Origin of the sequence: Brevibacterium linens (genome assembly GCF_003999335.1) — a bacterium.
Classification (GTDB): Bacteria; Actinomycetota; Actinomycetes; order Actinomycetales; family Brevibacteriaceae; genus Brevibacterium; species Brevibacterium linens.
Window position 1 is genome coordinate 3,291,932 of the sequence record NZ_CP026734.1, and the last position, 15,666, is coordinate 3,307,597.

Sequence of the window (15,666 nt, forward strand, 5' to 3'; positions counted from 1 at the left end):
CGGCCTGTCAGGCCCAGATGACCCGGTCCTGCGCGCTGAGTTTCCCACCGGCACCGAGGTGGCCGAGCGTGAGTGCCCCATCCAACGGTCCGCCTGCGGGCTCGACGATGGTGATGGTCGGATCCAGTCGTGCGGCTTCGGTGCGGAATCCCTCGACGAGGTGGCTCCCCGCGGCCGCGACTCCCCCGGTGAGCGCGATGCGTACGGGCTTATCCGCGGCTCGGTTATCCGCACGTGTGGCGACAGAGCGCGGGACAGCGTCGGCAGGAGCCGAGGTCGACGAAGCGTCGCCACGGTGGGCTGCTCGCGCGGCCACGGCGCTGCGGGCGGCTTCCATCCCTGCTTCGCGGAGCAGATCGGCCGATGCCGGGTCTCCGCCGCCGGCCGCAGCGGCGATGTCGACGGCGAATTCGGCGAGGAGTCCGGCCCGGTCGCTGCGGGTATAGAACTGACCCGGCCACGAGGCGGGTGGGCCGAATCGTCTTATGGCAGCCTCGAGCAGCGCACGACCTCGTTCGTCGACACCGTCATGAGTGCGCAGAGCGAGTTCGAGACCAAGACGTCCCAGCCATGCTCCTCCCCCGCGATCGCCGAAGAGGTGACCCCAGCCATCGGCTCGTGACCATTCAGCTGACCAATGGCCAGCCTCGTCCGGACCCGGATGGGCGATGGCGATCGCCCCTGTCCCGAGCACGCTGATCGCCCCACCGGTCCCACCGAGAGCACCGAGGTGGGCGGTCACGGCATCGATGGCGGCGACTGCCGGCACGCCGAACTCGGACGAGATCTCGGCGAGAGCTTCGGCAGGATCCTCGGCAAGAGAAGCGATACCGGTCGCGCCGATGCCGATGCCGCCCACCTCGGAGAAGCGCTCCGACCAGATATCGGCGGCCGATCGCAGGAGGTCCCGGACGACGTGCAGAACGGTGCTGCCGCCCGGCCCGATCTCGATGCGCGGTCCGGCGATCTGGTCGACGATGCGTGGGACGAAGCCCGCGCTGTCAGCGATGACCGGTCTGCTAACGGCATTGCCACGATGGTCAGCAGCATCGCCGACGTCACCGAGTGCGGCCCGACTGCCGGTGCCGCCGATGTCGATGCCGAGGATCAGGCTCATGCGCCCACGGTACCCGGCCCGGGGTTGTCCTGGGCGGAATCGTCCGGTCCGGAGTCGTCCGGACCGGAGCCGGATCCGTCATCGGACGATCCGCCCGTCCGGACGAGCTCGGCGATCGCGGCCCTGACAGTTCCGTCATGGGACTCCAGGGTCGAAGCTGCCAGGGCGGGGGCCGCCTCGGTGAAGGAGACGACGATGGCGGTTTTGAGATCGCCGTCGCAGCGCTCGAGCAGGACCCTGGCGTCGGCATCGGTGAGGTCCGCGGCCTCGCGGAGGATGCGCACGGTGCGTTCGCGCAGCTTCGCGTTCGTCGCGACGACCGAGACCATGAGGTTGTCCCAGGTGCGGCCCAGAGCGACCATGAGCGCGGTCGAGAACCCGTTGAGGGTGAGCTTCTGCGCGGTGCCGGCCTTGAGCCTGGTCGATCCGGTGATCACCTCGGGCCCGGTGTCGAGGACGATGTGGTCATCGGCTTTCTCCGCCAGAGAGGCGTGCGGGTTGTTCGAGATGAGCACGGCGTGAGCACCATTCACCCGCGCCGCCTCGAGCGCCCCACCGACGTACGGGGTCGACCCGCTCGCGGCGATGCCGATGGCCACATCGTCGGGTCCGAGCTCCGCACCGGCCGCGGATCCGTCGGCCCCGGAGTCCTCGGCGTTCTCCACCGCGTTGACCAATGCCGCCTGGCCGCCGGCGATGTGCCCGATGACCCGGCCCGGTTCGAGGTTGAACGTCGGTAAGAGTTCGCTCGCATCGAGGACGCCCAACCTCCCGGAGGTGCCTGCGCCGAAGTAGTGGACGCGGCCGCCTCGGCGCATGCGTTCTGCCGCGATGTCGACGAGCTCGGCCAGCTGCGGGAGGGCGGTGGCGACCGCGTCGATGACGGCGTGGTCTTCGGCGTTGAGGACTCGCAGCACCCCGAGGGTGTCGAGGTCGTCGAGTCCGGAGCTGGCCGGATTGCGCTGCTCGGTCGGGGACAGCGGCCGCTGGGAGGAGGTCATGGACGGGGGCTTCCTTCCGCCTCGGCGAGGATCGGCTCTTCGACGACCTTCGTCTTGTGGCGCAGGCTGAGCAGGCCGCCGACGATGAAGGTGACGATGACGCCGAGCAGCGGGTACCACTGCCAGGCGACCCACACCTCACCGGTGACGTACTTCTCCATGACGAAGAAGAACGCGTTGCCGGCCACGGCCAGGGCGAAAGCGATGTTCGCATCCAGCGCCCGGGCCCGCTTGTTGACGATGCCGAAGACGAACGCCCCGAGCAGACCGCCGTACGTGATGCCCGCGATTCCGAGTGCGAGGATGACGATGTTGCCGGAGTCGGACTCGAAGATCGTCGCCGGCAGGATGAACGCGATGCCCCAGCCGATCGTCGCCCAACGTCCGACCTTGAAGCCCTGTTCGTCGGTCATCGGCGTGCGCTTGAGCTTCGCGTAGACGTCGTTGACCGTCGACGACGACAGCGCCGACAGGGACGAGGACAGGGTCGACATCGCCGCGGCGAGGATACCGGCCAACAGCAGCCCGGAGATACCGGCGGGCAGGCCCTCGATGATGAACAGCGGGAAGATCTCGTCGTCGCGAGTCAGGCCGAGATCGGCCGGCAGCGCGCGATCGTAGTAGGCCCACAGCGCCAGTCCGACGAGCAGGAAGATCGCGAACTGGACGACCACGACGAATCCGGAGGTGATGAGCGCCTTCTGCGCCTCGACCTTCGATCGGCAGGACAGGAGTCGCTGGACGATGAGCTGATCGGAACCGTGTGAGGCCATCGCGAACACGGCGCCGCCGAGCAGGGAGGGGATGAACGAGTTCGCCGCGTTGATCGGATTGCCCTCGAAGACGAAGATGTTCGTCTTCCCGGCCTCGACCGCCTCGGCGAACCAGCCGCCTCCGACCGAGGCGGAGATGATGATGATCGCGAGGATCCCGCCGAGGACGTAGAGGATCATCTGTGCCACATCGACCCAGATGACGGCCTTGATGCCGCCGATGAACGTGTAGACGATCGTGACCAGGGAGAGGACGACGATGATGACGAAGTAGTTCGTGTGCACGCCGAGCCCGTCGAGGATGACCTTGAGCGGGATGGCCGCGGCGAGCACGCGGATGCCGTCGGCGAGCAGTCGGGTGAAGAGGAAGGTCACGCCGGCCGTGGTCTGCGTCGACTGGCCGAAACGTTTGCCCAGGTAGGCATAGGCGGTGATCATCTCACCGTCGTAGTAGCGCGGCAGCATGAAGTAGGCGACGATGACGCGGCCGACGATGTAGCCGAGTCCGAGCTGCAGGTAGTTGAGGTCGCCGAGGTAGCTCATGACGGGGATGCCGATGACGGTCAGCGCGCTCGTCTCGGTGGCGACGACGGACAGGCAGACGGCCCACCACGGCAGGTCGCGCCCGCCGAGGAAGTAGCCCTTGAGGCTGCTCTGCTTTCCGCTCAGTGCCAGTCCCAGCCACGCCGTTGCGACGAGATAGGCGACGATCACCAGGAGGTCGATGATCTGCATTGGTCTCTCCTTGTTGGGGGTGTTGTGTTGGGGGTGTCTTGGTGGTGGTGGAGTGTGTCGGGTTGGGTTGGTCAGTCGTGGTCGGTGTGCCGGTGAGATCGCGCGGACGGTGCCGGCTGCGGTTCAGTCCGGCCGCGGTTCAGTCGGTCAGTCTCAGCCGAGCGGGTCGTCGGTGGAGGGGTTCGGGCAGCCGCAGCGGTCCGTCACCGGGGGTGAACCGACCCGCGATGCGCGGCCCGATCGCCCCGGTCAGGCTGGGCTGTGTGCCGTCGAGTCCGTGCCAGCTCAGCCATCCGAGGAGTGCCATGAGCAGGGCTTCCTTGCTGCCTTCGGGCAGCCCGAAGGCTTGGTCGGTGCTCGTGAGGGTGACACCGTCACCCAATTCCTCGCCGAGGCGGCGCATCAGCTCCGGATTCCTCGTCCCACCTCCCGAGGCGATGACGGTGGTGACATTGTGGTCTCGGACCGCCTCGGCGATGGTGCGCGCGGTCAGCGCGGTGACCGTGGCGATCTGATCATGCTCGCCGAGGTGGGGGTGGGCTTCGAGGTATGAGTCGAGGTAGGCGGCGTGGAAGAGTTCCTTGCCCGTCGATTTCGGGGCGGGACGTGCGTAGAAGGGTTCGGTGAGGAGTGCGGCGAGCAGATCCTCGTCGACGGCGCCGGCCGCGGCGAGCGTGCCGTCGCGGTCATAGCCCTGCCGACCGTCGGTGATGCGGCGGGCGAGGATGTCGATGAGGGCGTTGGCCGGTCCCGTGTCGAAGGCGATGGGATCCTGGCCTGGCGCGATGACGGTGATGTTCGCGATTCCGCCGAGGTTGAGCACCGCGGCCGGCGCCTCGGCGTCGGAGAGCAGAAGGGAATCGAGCAGCCCGACGAGCGGGGCGCCCTGTCCCCCAGCAGCGACGTCACGGGAACGGACGTCGGAGAGCACGGGCACGCCGAGGCGTTCGGCGATGAACGCCGGCTGTCCGAGCTGGAGGGTCGACGTGACGTGTCCGTCGGAGATGTCGTGGCGGACCGTCTGACCGTGGCTGACGATGAGGTCGGGAGTCAGGTCGTGGTCGGTGCAGAGTTCGGACAGGGCGTCGGCGCAGAAGCGTCCGAGCCGGGCGTCGACGCTGCTGACCAGCGACAACGGCAGCTCTGCCGGTTCGAGAAGGCGAAGGATGTCGGCGGAGAGCCGGTCGTCGAACGGGGTTTCGCGTTCGGCGAGGATCCGCACGGTCAGGGTGGTGGGGTCGGCGCCGACGAGGTCGAAGGTGGGGGTGGGTTCCGTGTCGCTGATGGGGTCGGGCCGGAATTCGACGATGACGAGGTCGAGGCCGTCGGCGGAGGTTCCGGTCATGAGTCCGGCGATGATCATGGCTGCAATCCTCCTGTGTGGTCGGGAACGGCGGCCGGAGCGGTGCCGGTTGGGACGGTGTCGGTGGGAACGGCTTCGGCTGCGGCCGGGGCGGGGACGGTGAGTTCGGTGCGGACCTTGTAACGGTCGCCTCTGTAGACGGAGCGGACGAACTCGAAGGGGCGGTCATCGGCTCCGCGGGAGATGCGTTCGAACAGCAGCGCCGGTGAGAGCTCTTCGACGCCGAGGTGCTTCGCTTCAGCGGCGTCGAGGAGGGTCGGTTCGATCGTCTGCACACTGTGGTTGAGGCGGATGCCGAAGTTCCGGCGCAGCAGTTCGTAGAAGGACTGGTCCTCGAGGTCGTCGGCGCTCAGCCCCGGCACGAGAACCGAGGGGACATGGAGTTCTTCGAGGGCGATCGGTTCGTCGTCGGCCAGGCGCAGGCGCAGGATCGCGATGACCTCGTCGCCTTCGGCGATGTGGAGTCGGCGAGCGACGTGCGCGCCCGCCTCGGCGGTGTCGAAGCTGAGGATATGGGACCCGGGACGCATTCCGCGGGCGAGCATGTCCTCGGTGAAGGAGCTCGCCGCAAGCGGTTGGTCGAGTTTCGGACCGAGTGCGAAGACTCCCGTGCCGTGACGCCTGCGGACCATGCCTTTGGCGACGAGTTCGTCGATGGCGCGGCGCAGGGTCATCCGCGAGATGCCGAGAGTCTCGGCGAGCTGTCGTTCCGGAGGGAACTGCTCACCGGCGGCCATGCTCTCGAGGCGGTCGAGGAGCTGGTCGCGGATGGCGTGGAATTTCGTCACACCACCATTGAGGCACAGGACACACCCTGATTTCAAGACCACTGGTCTATTTTATGTCGGGAGCGGGGAGTTCGACCTATCGCCGCGCTCGCGAATTCCGTGCGCGCCCGCCTCCGTGCGCGCCCGCTTCCGTGCGCGCCCGCCTCCGTGCGCGCCCGCCTCCGTGCGCTCCTGCTCAGGTAACGCGAAACTCGAAAATGTCGTCGCCAGTGACGCCTTTTTCGAGTTTCGCGTTACCTGAGGCGCTGTCGGCCTGCGCAAGGCTGGAGGGGAGAGGGGTTCACGAATGCCGTTGAGGTTCCTAGCATGGGGATATGACTGCATATACCGGACAGGAACTGCTCGACACACTCAACGACAAGGGCCTGGCCGACTGGCAGGCCCGCAATGACTCGATCGGAACGCGGCTGCTCACCGGCGACTTCGCCACCGGCCTCGACCTCGTCAACAAGATCGGTGCCGCCGCCGAGGAGGCCGGCCACCACCCCGACATCACCCTGACGTTCCCGCACGTCGACATTCAGCTGACCAGCCACGACACCGACGCCGTGACCGAACGCGACCTCGACCTCGCCGTGACGATCAGCAAGCTGGCCGCCTCGGCAGGGGTGAAGGCGGACCCCATCGCCGACTGACCGACCGCTCCCCATCGCCGCCTGACCGACCGCTCCTTATTGCCGGTCAGCCGACCGTTCGTTCACCGGACGGGTCCAAGCACCGGGCGGATCACAACGCGGAGACTGCCGTCGCACACGCTCCATGCCTGCGGACACGGACTGTACTAACCTGAGACCGACCAACCCTGCGTATCCCGGGAGACAGCGTGTACCAAGCCGCCGAGAACCGCTACGACTCGATGACCTATCGCCCAGTCGGCCGGTCCGGGCTCGTCCTGCCCGCCCTGTCGTTGGGCCTGTGGCACAACTTCGGCGACGACGTCGCGTTCCAGAACCAGCGCGACATCGTCCGCCGAGCCTTCGACCTGGGCATCACGCACTTCGACCTGGCGAACAACTACGGCCCTCCTCCGGGTTCGGCGGAGACGAACTTCGGTCGGCTGCTGCGCGAGGACCTCCGCCCCTACCGCGATGAGCTCATCATCTCGACGAAGGCCGGCTGGAACATGCATCCGGGTCCCTATGGAGGTCCGGGAGGCAGCCGCAAATACCTGCTGGCCAGCCTCGATGCCTCGTTGCGCCGGCTCGGCCTCGACTATGTCGACATCTTCTACTCCCACCGTCCCGATGCGACGACTCCTCTCGAGGAGACCATCGGTGCTCTCGACACCGCGGTGCGATCGGGTCGCGCCCTCTACGCTGGCATCTCCTCATACTCCGCGGCCGACACTGCCCGTGCCTCACAGATCGCGCGCGACCTCGGCACCCCGCTGCTCATCCACCAGCCCTCCTACTCGATGATCAACCGGTGGATCGAAGACGACGGGCTGCTCGAGACCACCGACGACGAAGGTCTCGGCGTCATCTGCTTCTCCCCTTTGGCGCAGGGTCTGCTCACGGGCAAGTATCTCGGAGGCGTGCCTGCGGATTCGCGTGCCGGCAGGTCCACGCCGTCGTTCAGGGACGGGTTCCTCAGTGAGGGCAACCTCGCCCGCATCCGGTCGCTGGGCGACATCGCCGCCGCCCGCGGACAGTCCCTGGCGCAGATGGCACTGGCCTGGGCGCTGCGCGACGAACGGGTGTCCTCGCTGGTCATCGGGGCCAGCCGGGTCGAACAGCTCGAGCACAATGTCGCGGCCCTCGATGCCGCGCCGCTGAGAGCCGATGAAGAGAAGGCGATCGACGAGTTCGCTGTCGACTCGGGTGTCGACATCTGGGGCGATGCCCGTCGCAGCACAGCGGAATGAAGCGCGGCCGCACCACCCCGGAGTGTGGCGCGGCCGGAGTCAAGCGCGACCGCAGCACCGCAGAGTGAGACGCGGCCGCAGCACAGCGGAATGAGGCGCGGCCGCGTTCAGCGGTGAAATTCGACGGGGATCGAGTACGGAGCGAGGAGCCCCCGCAGCTGATCGATAAGCTGCGTGAAGCTTGCTGGGCTCGTGTGCATGGACAGGTCGCCCCGAATGTCCGGGCCGTCGCGCCGACGGATGACGAGCTCGTGGATGATGCGCGATCTGCCGACCAGCGTGGCTGCCAGCTCATTGCCTGCGGTCTTGCCCATGGTCGTCGACCACAGGATCGGCCGGGGCCCGATGCGAGCGTGGATCGAGACGAGATCTGCGTAGGCCACCGAGCCCATACCAACCACCGAGATCCCGTGCACGTCGACGGTGAGCACCGGTTGCCGCGCGACCTTGCGCAGGGATCGGACCCGCCGGAGAATGACGACGGCGACAGTCGTGAAGACGACTCCGCATACCGTGACCCCTCCGCCGATCGCCCATCGGGCGATGGCCTTGTTGCCCGAATCAGCTGTGGAGATCGCGTCGAGGAGGAAGCCTCCGAACAGCAGGAAACCGAGACCGCAGAGCAGCGCCCACCCACCGATGATCGCGCAGACGATCCCGACGATCCGCGAATACCCTGAGATCCTGGACACGGCGCGGGGATTCGCCGGCAGCACCCACGCGTTCCGGTCACGCACCAACATGCGTCCAGACTAGCGTGTCGACGCCTGCCGCCCCACCGCCTCGGACCAGCTGGCCTCGACAGCGTCGAGCAGCGCCCCCGTGTGATCGCGCCACCGCGGTCTGAACGCATAGACGCACGCGAGTCGGATAAGGGTGGCCCGCTCATACACGCTCACCCTGCCCGGATCGATCCCTATCGCCGAGGCGACCCTGGCGATTTCTTCGATGACCACGGCCGCCTCGGCGGGGGTCCACAGACCCTGGTCGGTGCGCCACCGCGCGTGGGCTAGAAGGTTGCCGAGATCGAGTGCACGTTCGCCCATACAGGCCGTGTCGACATCGAGCAGCCCCGGTCCGGCGACCGGATCCCACATGATCTGTTTGTCGTGCAGGTCCCTGTGGATGAGTCCGAAAGATCCGTCCCTCGCCGAGGCGGCCCCGCCATTTCGTTCGACCGTGGCCTGGCCATCAGGTTCAGCCGCAGCCCCAGCGGTGAGCTCGTTCGTGACCTCGGCGATGAGCTCGTCGATCGCTTCCAGGTCAGTGCCAGCCCGGTCTGTGTCCGTCCGGTCAGTGCCAGTCCTACGTCTGGCCGTCCGATCGGTGCCCGTCCGATCAGTACTCGTCCGGTCTGTGGCAGTCCTGCGAGCGCCCGTCCAGGGCACGGAGTCGGCGCCGAGCACGGACCGGACACGGTCGCGCCAGGTGCGGAGGACATCGGCCTCGGCAGCGGCGTCGTGGACGGGCATCGTCGCAGTCGGGGGCGTCGCCTTCGCCCAGGCGCCGAGGGACTCGGCCCAGGCTCGCGACCAGTTTCCACCGAGCTCGGCAGGATCGTGGAGTTCGACTCCGGGCACCCCGCTGAGCACCACCGTCGAGGTGTCGGACCGCAGGACCTGCGGGAGTGTGAAACCGGGGAGGAATCCCGCTGCGCGGCGCTGCCCGGCGATGACATCAGAGGCCCTGCCGTCGCGTACGCATTTCGCGAAGGTGCCGTCGGGCAGTCGGACGACGGCACGCTTGCCCGGCCGGTGCGAGACCAGTCGGCCTCCCCGCTCGAGCTGCCCGGTGAGTCCGGGCAGTTTCGGGTCGCGGGCCGCGTCGAGGACCCTCACGCGTTGTTCGTCGAGGTAACCGACCCGGATCCCGTGACTCGGATGCACCGCTTCCCACGCAATGCGACCTCGACTCGCCGGCCAAGCACGTCGCACCGGCCAGTCCAGCCCGTCGATCGTGACCGTGTCAGGGATGTGCACAGCGGTGTCGGCATCCTCCGTGCTCATGCCGTCGCTCCTTCCCGGCAAGCGCCGCCACTCGGACTGACGGGCCCGTCGCCCGCGCTGTGCGTCCTGCCCTCCGGACTGTGTGTCCCGTCAGCTTGACTGCGAGCCCCGCCCGCCGAGTTATGCGTCCCGCCCTCCGGGTTGCACGTCCCACCACACGGACTGTGCGTCCCGCTCGCAAGTGCGCCGATCGCAGAGTCGATGATCCGCATCGTCTCGGCCTTCCAGGTCGCAGAGCAGCTGCGCCACGGTTCGAGGGCGGACACCAGCATCGCCCAGGCCGCCCACGCGCCGAGGTCGGTCTCCTCTCCGCCGGCCGCACGGTAGCCGTCGAGGAAGGGCTGCTCGAGCTCGTGCAGCTCGGTGTTGCCGCGGCAGGCGGCGATCCACCGGCCCAGGTCCATCCCGATCGGCCCGCTTCCGGCTCGGTCGAGGTCGATGATCCGGCATTCGGAATGGCCGATGAGCACCTGGTCGGGGCTGAGGTCTCCGTGGATCTCCCGCAGATCCGGCTCCGCTCCGACGCGCGGTCGCAGTCCGTCGAGCAACCCGGCGACATCCGCCTCTCGTTCCGGCAGCAGCCGAACGAGTGACCGGCAGACTGTCTCGCCCTGTTCGACGGCCTCGCCCTGATCGATCGGGTTGCCAGTCGCGCGCCCGTCCTCCTCTGCCGGACCACCTCGGTGCAGCTCGGCGACGATCACGCCGACCTCTTCGGCGACAGTCGGGTTCGGGTGTCCGTGCAGGTCACCGGTCCCCCACCACGGCGAACGGGTGGCGGTGCGGCGACGGCCGACGAACTCGACCGGCAGGCTCGGCAGCTGGGCCCTCTGCCACCGTTGGGCCGCCTCGGCGAGGTGGGTCTGGGATTCCGCACTGATCCGCACGAATTCCGGCGCCTCGCCGACCGGGGTGTGTTTGAGCAGCAGCCGCCGCGCGGGGTTGTAGCCGATGATCTCCAAATCCCCGCCGAGGTGGTCGAGCGCCCGCGCGACGGGCTTGCCGAGCCTGGGGTCGGCAAGCACCCCACCGCTGACCAGCACGGCGCCCGTCGCACCCGCCGACTGCGGTTCGGCCGCCTCGTGGATGGTCAGCTCCTGTTTGTTCCGGGCGGCACGCCGCCGCGCATTGGCGAGTTTGTCCGGGCTCGTCAGCACCGCGGTGAACCCCCAGTCGGCGAACTCGCCGAGGTGGCCGGCCACCTCTCGCCGCCATGCGACGATGGCGCCGCGCCCCGGCTTCACGCGGATCCGAAGAGGCCGAACCGCGAAGCCCAGCTGCCGGGACAGCTCCTCCCCGGATCGCAGCTGGTCGATAAAGGGCAGCTGCGCGAACCGCGTGTCCACGGTGTCGACTGCCGATGCGGTCATGATGCGGCTCCTACCTGGACGGATGCTCTGCCGATGGTCGGCGGCTCTGCCGGTCGCGGCACCACGTCAGGAGCCGCGACCGGAACCGAGTCGAGCACCGGGGCCTGAACCGGGGCGTCGGACGCCGCGGGCGCTGGCGGTCCCGCGGACATCGGGTCGGACATCCCACCGGGCACGCTGTCGGCCTCGTCGGCCTGCGAGCGGATCCACCGCGCGAACCGGCTGCCCTCGGCCGCCGCGAGTTCGCTCGGCGTACCGTCTTCGACGATCCGCCCGTTCTCGAGCCACACCGCCCGGTCAAGGTCGCGGATCATCGCCACGTCGTGGCTGATGACGATGCTCGTGCGCCCCCGTGTCAGCGCGGTCACGGAGTCGGCCACCTCGGCGCGGGTCTGCGGGTCGAGCCCCGTCGTCGCTTCGTCGAAGACGACGACCGGGGCGTCGCGGACCAGGGCCCGGGCGATGGCCAGGCGCTGCCGCTGCCCGCCGGAGAGCGTGTCTCCGCGGTTGCCGAGCTCGGTGTCGTAGCCGTCGGGAAGAGAGCGGATGAACTCATCGGCACGGGCCGCACGGGCGGCGGCGACCACCTCGGCGTCGGTGGCGTCGAGCCGGCCGTACCGGATGTTCTCACGCACGCTCGCGGCGAAGAGCACGGACTCCTGGAGGAGGACGGACACGTTCTGCCGCAGGGAGGCGCGGGTGACGTTGTGGGTGTCGTAGCCGTCGAGGTAGATCGAACCGGAGTCCGGTTGAGACAGCCGCATCAGGTAGCTCATCAGGGTCGATTTTCCGGCCCCGGAGGCACCGAGTATGCCGATCTTCTGTCCTGCTGGAATGAGCAGATCGAGCTCGTCGAACAGCGGCCTGCCGTGCCCATCGGTCGAGGTGATGCGGTTGAAGACGACGTCGCCGCAGACCGGGCCCATGGACACGGCGTCGGGGGCGTCGGCGATCTCGACGGGTTCGTCGAGGAGGTCGGCGATCCTCTCCCCCGAGGCGGCCGCGCGGGCGATCCGGCCGGTGTATTTGGCCATGTCCCGCAGCGGCTTCATCGCGATCTTGAGGTAGAGGAGGAAGAGGACGAGGTCACCCGGGGACATCGCCCCGCGCAGCACCTGCCACCCGCCGAAGGCGAGAACGAGGGCCTGCGAGATGCCGACGAGGACATCCGTGGAGCGTTCGAGCCCGGCGGCCAGACGGCGTGCCCGCACCCCAGCTTTGAGTGCGCGTTCGTTGCCGTCGGCGAAGTCGCGGGCCACGGTCTTCTCGAGTCCGTAGGCCTGGACGACGCGGATGGCACCGAGCGCCTCGGCGGCGGATCCGACGAGTCGGCCCTCGCCCTTGCGGGTGGACCGGGAGGCCTTCGTGATCTTCGGGGTCGCCGCCTTCGACAGCAGTCCGTAGACCGCCGCCGTGACGAGCACGATGGCGCTGAGCACCGGGTCGAGGATGACCATGACGACGAGCAGGACGGCGAGGGTGATGACATTGCCGACCAGGGGCAGGCCCGCGGTGACGGCGACCTCCTGCAGCCGTCCGATGTCACCGACGAGTCGCTGTGAGGTGTCTCCGATCGAGGCCTTCGAGTGGTAGCGCAGCGACAGGGACTGGACGTGGTCGAACACGCGTGAGCGCAGTTGGGTGGCCACGCGTGCGCCGGCGAGGGCGAAGCAGATCGTCGAGGCGTAGTTCGCCGCGGCCCGTCCGCCGACGATGACGGCCAGGCCGATGGCCACGACCGCGAGCGTCGTGCCGACTCCGGCGTCGAGACCGAACGTCGGGGCGATCTGGGCGCCCAGGGCCGCGGTGACGGCGTCGACGGCGATCTTGATCGGCCAGGGTTCGAGGATGCGGAAGACGACGTCGGCCAGCAGTGCGGCCATCCCGCCGATGATCAGCCACGTGTGCCGGCGCAGGTGCGGACGGATGATCCGCAGGGTCCGCCGCAGCGCCGAGGCCGTGAGCTTCTTGCCGCTCATGAGATCACCGCCGAGGCGGGGTGCCGTCCTGACACCGGCATCCTCATGTCGATGGGGGCGGCACCGGCATCGACGGCGGCGGTTTCTCCGGCGGCTGTGTCGCCGGCGGTTCCCGTCACCGGTGCGAGGATCTGTTGGCACCGACGGGTCCAGGAATGGCGGGTCAGGGCCTCTGCGCGGGCGCGTGCTCCCATCGTCGTGCGCAGTTCGGCGTCGTCGATGAGTCTCTGCAGGGCGCGGGTGAGATCAGCGGTGTCGGCCGGGTCGGTGAGGATCGCGGCTCCGGTTCCTGCGAGCACGCCGGGGATCGCGCCGACCGACGAGGCAACGACGGGCAGTCCGGCGGCCAGGTATTCGTAGACCTTGAGTGGCGAGAAGTAGTTCTCCCCCGCCGGGTAGGGGGCGACCGCGATGTCGAATTCTCGCAGCGCCTCCGGCACGGCTTCGGGGGCGATGGCACCGTGGAAGTGCACACGTCCGTCCAACCCGAGCGTACGCACCCGGTTCTCGAGCGCCTCGGATTCGGGGCCGTGGCCGACGATGTCGACGTGAAAATCCCCGACCAGTCCGGCGCAGGCGGCGATGAGCCGATCCGTGCCGTGCCAGGGTTTGAGCGTGCCGACGAACCCGATCCGCACCGGACCGTGAACATTCGCAGGTCCCCCACCGGGGCGGTCCTCTCGTATCGCGTCACCGCTGGGCGACCCGCATCCTTCCCCGCCGAGGCGGCCGTGATCTGACCGTGGGGTGATGCGTTGCGTGTTCACTCCGTTCGGGACGACGCTGACGTCGTCGAGGCCGGGATAGTCGGTGCGGACCCAGTCGGCGACGAGTTCGCTCACGCACACGATGCGTGCGGCTCCGGCAAAGCTCGCCGCGGTGGCACGGGCGGCGTGTTCGGCGTGGACGAGTCCGCGGTGGGTCCGCTGCTCGTCGAGCAGAGGCGCATTGACCTCCATGATCAAAGGCACGTCGAGGCGCTGACCGATCCGAGCCCCGGCCGTGGAGAGCAGCGAATACCGTTCGTAGACGAGGTCGAACCCCTGCCCCGGGGCGACCGCCGTGTCCGTGACCAGGTCGGCGAGCATATCGGACAGTCGCAGCAGAGCGATCTCACGCTGGGAGCGGTCGAGACCGCGCGGCACCTCGAGCCGGGTGACATCGAGGTCGGCGAGATCGGCGGGCACGTCGTCATCGGTGCGGGTGCAGAAGACGCTGACCTCATGACCGAGTGTTCGGAAGGTGCGCACGACTTCCTGGACGTGGACGCTGGCACCTTTCGTGCCGAAGACTCCGATGCCGGGGTCGAGGAGGACATAGGCGATTCTCATGACACTGACTCCATTTCACGGACGGTCGGAACGGCAGGGACTGCCCCAGGCACCGCCGCAGCGTCGGCCAGGCTCGCGAGCTGCCCCGCTTGGACGGCCGAGTCGTGCAAACGGCATACCCGGTCGCGGGCGGCATCGGTGACCGCACGGATGCGGGCGGGATCCGTGCGGAGGGCGGCGGCCACCTCGGCGATGGTGGAGGCGATGTTCGCCTCATCGGTGCCGTCGACGAGCCACCCGGTCCCGCCATGGTCGATGACCTCGGGCACGGCGGTGACGGCCCCGGCGATGCAGGGAATTCCGGTGGCCATGCCCTCGAGCAGCACGGTGGGCAGGCCGTCGGCGTTGCCGTCGGAGCCGATGACGAACGGGGAGACGAGGATGTCATGGTCGGTGAGCATGTCGCGGACCTCGGCCTGAGTCAGCGCTCCGTGGAAGGTGACGAGGTCGTCGAGTCCGAGTGCGTGGGACTGGGACCGCAGATCCTCCTCGAGGGGGCCGGTGCCCACGAGGTCGAGGCGGCAATCCGTTCCTTCCCTGCGGAGGCGGGCGAGCGCGTCGAGGAGATGGGCGAACCCCTTCTTCTCGACGAGGCGGCCGACGGCCAGCAGTGAGGGCACCTCCCCCGTCGTTTCCTGCCTGGGCCGGTACGGGAATCGGTCGAGTTCGAGGCCGTTGCGCACAACGAGGATCCGGTCGGCCAGCTCGGGGCCGAGCACCGTGGACAGATAGCGGCGGTTGTATTCGCTGATCGCGACGACATGGTCGGCGTCCGCGGTCTTGCGGGCCAGATCTGTGAGCACGACATCCTCGTGGAAGATGTCCTTCGCATGCGTGGTGAAGGAGTAGGGAATCCCCGTCAGCGCCGAGGCGGCCCGGGCCACGGTTGTCGACACCGATGCGAAGTGCGCGTGCAGGTGGGTGACCTCGTGGTCGAGGGCCAACCGGGCGAGGGTGAGAGCTTGGATCGCATCATCGTGGCCCAATTCCATGAGCTCGCCGAGGCGGCCGGGCACTGCCGCGGCCATGCGCGGTTCCGCTGCCGCCTCGGCGAAGGTCTGCCAGAAGCTGCGGGCACTCGAGGGCCGGTCGATGTGGATGACCTCGGCGCGGACGCGGGCGAGTTCGGGGTGGAAGCGGGTGTCCGTGCTCGGGCGCAGGGAGAAGATGACGAGGTCCTCTCCGGCGGCTTCGCGGGCGAGGATCTCGGAGACGATGAAGGTCTCGGAGAACCGCGGGTACATCTTGAGTACATAGGCACGGCGGCCGGGATGTCTTTCCGTCGGAGCGGTCGTGGTTGCCGGTGGACGCGGTGTCGGCGTGGCCGGCGTCGAAATGG

At 68.5% G+C, this 15,666-nt stretch carries 13 protein-coding genes; 2 read left to right on the forward strand and 11 right to left on the reverse strand.

Features of this window, described 5'->3' with window-relative positions; genetic code table 11:
- Nucleotides 1-7 precede the first annotated feature (7 nt).
- From CXR29_RS14910 to CXR29_RS14930, 5 genes are all read right to left on the reverse strand, one after another.
- Nucleotides 8-1,117 (reverse strand): BadF/BadG/BcrA/BcrD ATPase family protein, encoded by a 1,110-nt coding sequence (locus tag CXR29_RS14910; RefSeq protein ID WP_127364957.1) that lies wholly within the window; start codon nt 1,115-1,117, stop codon nt 8-10.
- The gene (gene murQ, locus CXR29_RS14915; protein WP_127364958.1) at nt 1,114-2,118 is read right to left on the reverse strand and encodes an N-acetylmuramic acid 6-phosphate etherase; all 1,005 of its coding nucleotides are present in this window, start codon (nt 2,116-2,118) and stop codon (nt 1,114-1,116) included. The genes CXR29_RS14910 and murQ overlap by 4 nt, the downstream gene beginning before the upstream one ends.
- Nucleotides 2,115-3,626, reverse strand: a complete 1,512-nt coding sequence (locus CXR29_RS14920; RefSeq protein ID WP_127364959.1) for a sodium:solute symporter — start codon at nt 3,624-3,626, stop codon at nt 2,115-2,117. The genes murQ and CXR29_RS14920 overlap by 4 nt, the downstream gene beginning before the upstream one ends.
- Before the next feature lie 139 nt (nt 3,627-3,765).
- A complete protein-coding gene (locus CXR29_RS14925; protein WP_127364960.1) occupies nt 3,766-4,989 on the reverse strand; it encodes an anhydro-N-acetylmuramic acid kinase in 1,224 nt (407 codons plus the stop codon).
- Nucleotides 4,986-5,777, reverse strand: a complete 792-nt coding sequence (locus tag CXR29_RS14930) for a GntR family transcriptional regulator (RefSeq protein WP_127364961.1) — start codon at nt 5,775-5,777, stop codon at nt 4,986-4,988. The genes CXR29_RS14925 and CXR29_RS14930 overlap by 4 nt, the downstream gene beginning before the upstream one ends.
- A gap of 314 nt (nt 5,778-6,091) precedes the next feature.
- Here CXR29_RS14930 and CXR29_RS14935 point away from each other — a divergent pair, with 314 nt between their 5' ends.
- Complete coding sequence (locus CXR29_RS14935; protein ID WP_127364962.1) at nt 6,092-6,412, forward strand: 4a-hydroxytetrahydrobiopterin dehydratase; 321 nt, start codon at nt 6,092-6,094, stop codon at nt 6,410-6,412.
- Nucleotides 6,413-6,600: 188 nt separating this feature from the next.
- Nucleotides 6,601-7,641: an L-glyceraldehyde 3-phosphate reductase gene (mgrA, locus tag CXR29_RS14940; RefSeq protein ID WP_127364963.1), complete on the forward strand. Its 1,041-nt coding sequence runs from the start codon at nt 6,601-6,603 to the stop codon at nt 7,639-7,641.
- Nucleotides 7,642-7,748: 107 nt separating this feature from the next.
- On the opposite strand, the gene CXR29_RS14945 is transcribed toward mgrA, so the two are convergent.
- Genes CXR29_RS14945 through CXR29_RS14970 form a run of 6 tightly spaced genes read right to left on the reverse strand, consistent with a single transcriptional unit; the run spans nt 7,749 to nt 15,571 of the window.
- Complete coding sequence (locus CXR29_RS14945) at nt 7,749-8,384, reverse strand: hypothetical protein (protein ID WP_127364964.1); 636 nt, start codon at nt 8,382-8,384, stop codon at nt 7,749-7,751.
- Nucleotides 8,385-8,393: 9 nt separating this feature from the next.
- Complete coding sequence (locus CXR29_RS14950) at nt 8,394-9,647, reverse strand: phosphotransferase family protein (protein ID WP_127364965.1); 1,254 nt, start codon at nt 9,645-9,647, stop codon at nt 8,394-8,396.
- Nucleotides 9,644-11,017 carry a phosphotransferase family protein gene (locus tag CXR29_RS14955; RefSeq protein WP_127364966.1) on the reverse strand — a complete coding sequence of 458 codons (1,374 nt, stop codon included), beginning with the start codon at nt 11,015-11,017 and terminating at the stop codon, nt 9,644-9,646. The genes CXR29_RS14950 and CXR29_RS14955 overlap by 4 nt, the downstream gene beginning before the upstream one ends.
- On the reverse strand, nt 11,014-12,996 hold the full coding sequence (locus tag CXR29_RS14960; protein ID WP_127364967.1) for an ABC transporter ATP-binding protein: 1,983 nt from the start codon (nt 12,994-12,996) through the stop codon (nt 11,014-11,016). The genes CXR29_RS14955 and CXR29_RS14960 overlap by 4 nt, the downstream gene beginning before the upstream one ends.
- Nucleotides 12,993-14,327 (reverse strand): glycosyltransferase family 4 protein, encoded by a 1,335-nt coding sequence (locus CXR29_RS14965; RefSeq protein WP_127364968.1) that lies wholly within the window; start codon nt 14,325-14,327, stop codon nt 12,993-12,995. Before CXR29_RS14965 ends, CXR29_RS14960 begins: the two co-directional genes overlap by 4 nt.
- The gene (locus CXR29_RS14970; protein WP_420897599.1) at nt 14,324-15,571 is read right to left on the reverse strand and encodes a glycosyltransferase family 4 protein; all 1,248 of its coding nucleotides are present in this window, start codon (nt 15,569-15,571) and stop codon (nt 14,324-14,326) included. Before CXR29_RS14970 ends, CXR29_RS14965 begins: the two co-directional genes overlap by 4 nt.
- Between the last annotated feature and the right edge of the window lie 95 nt (nt 15,572-15,666).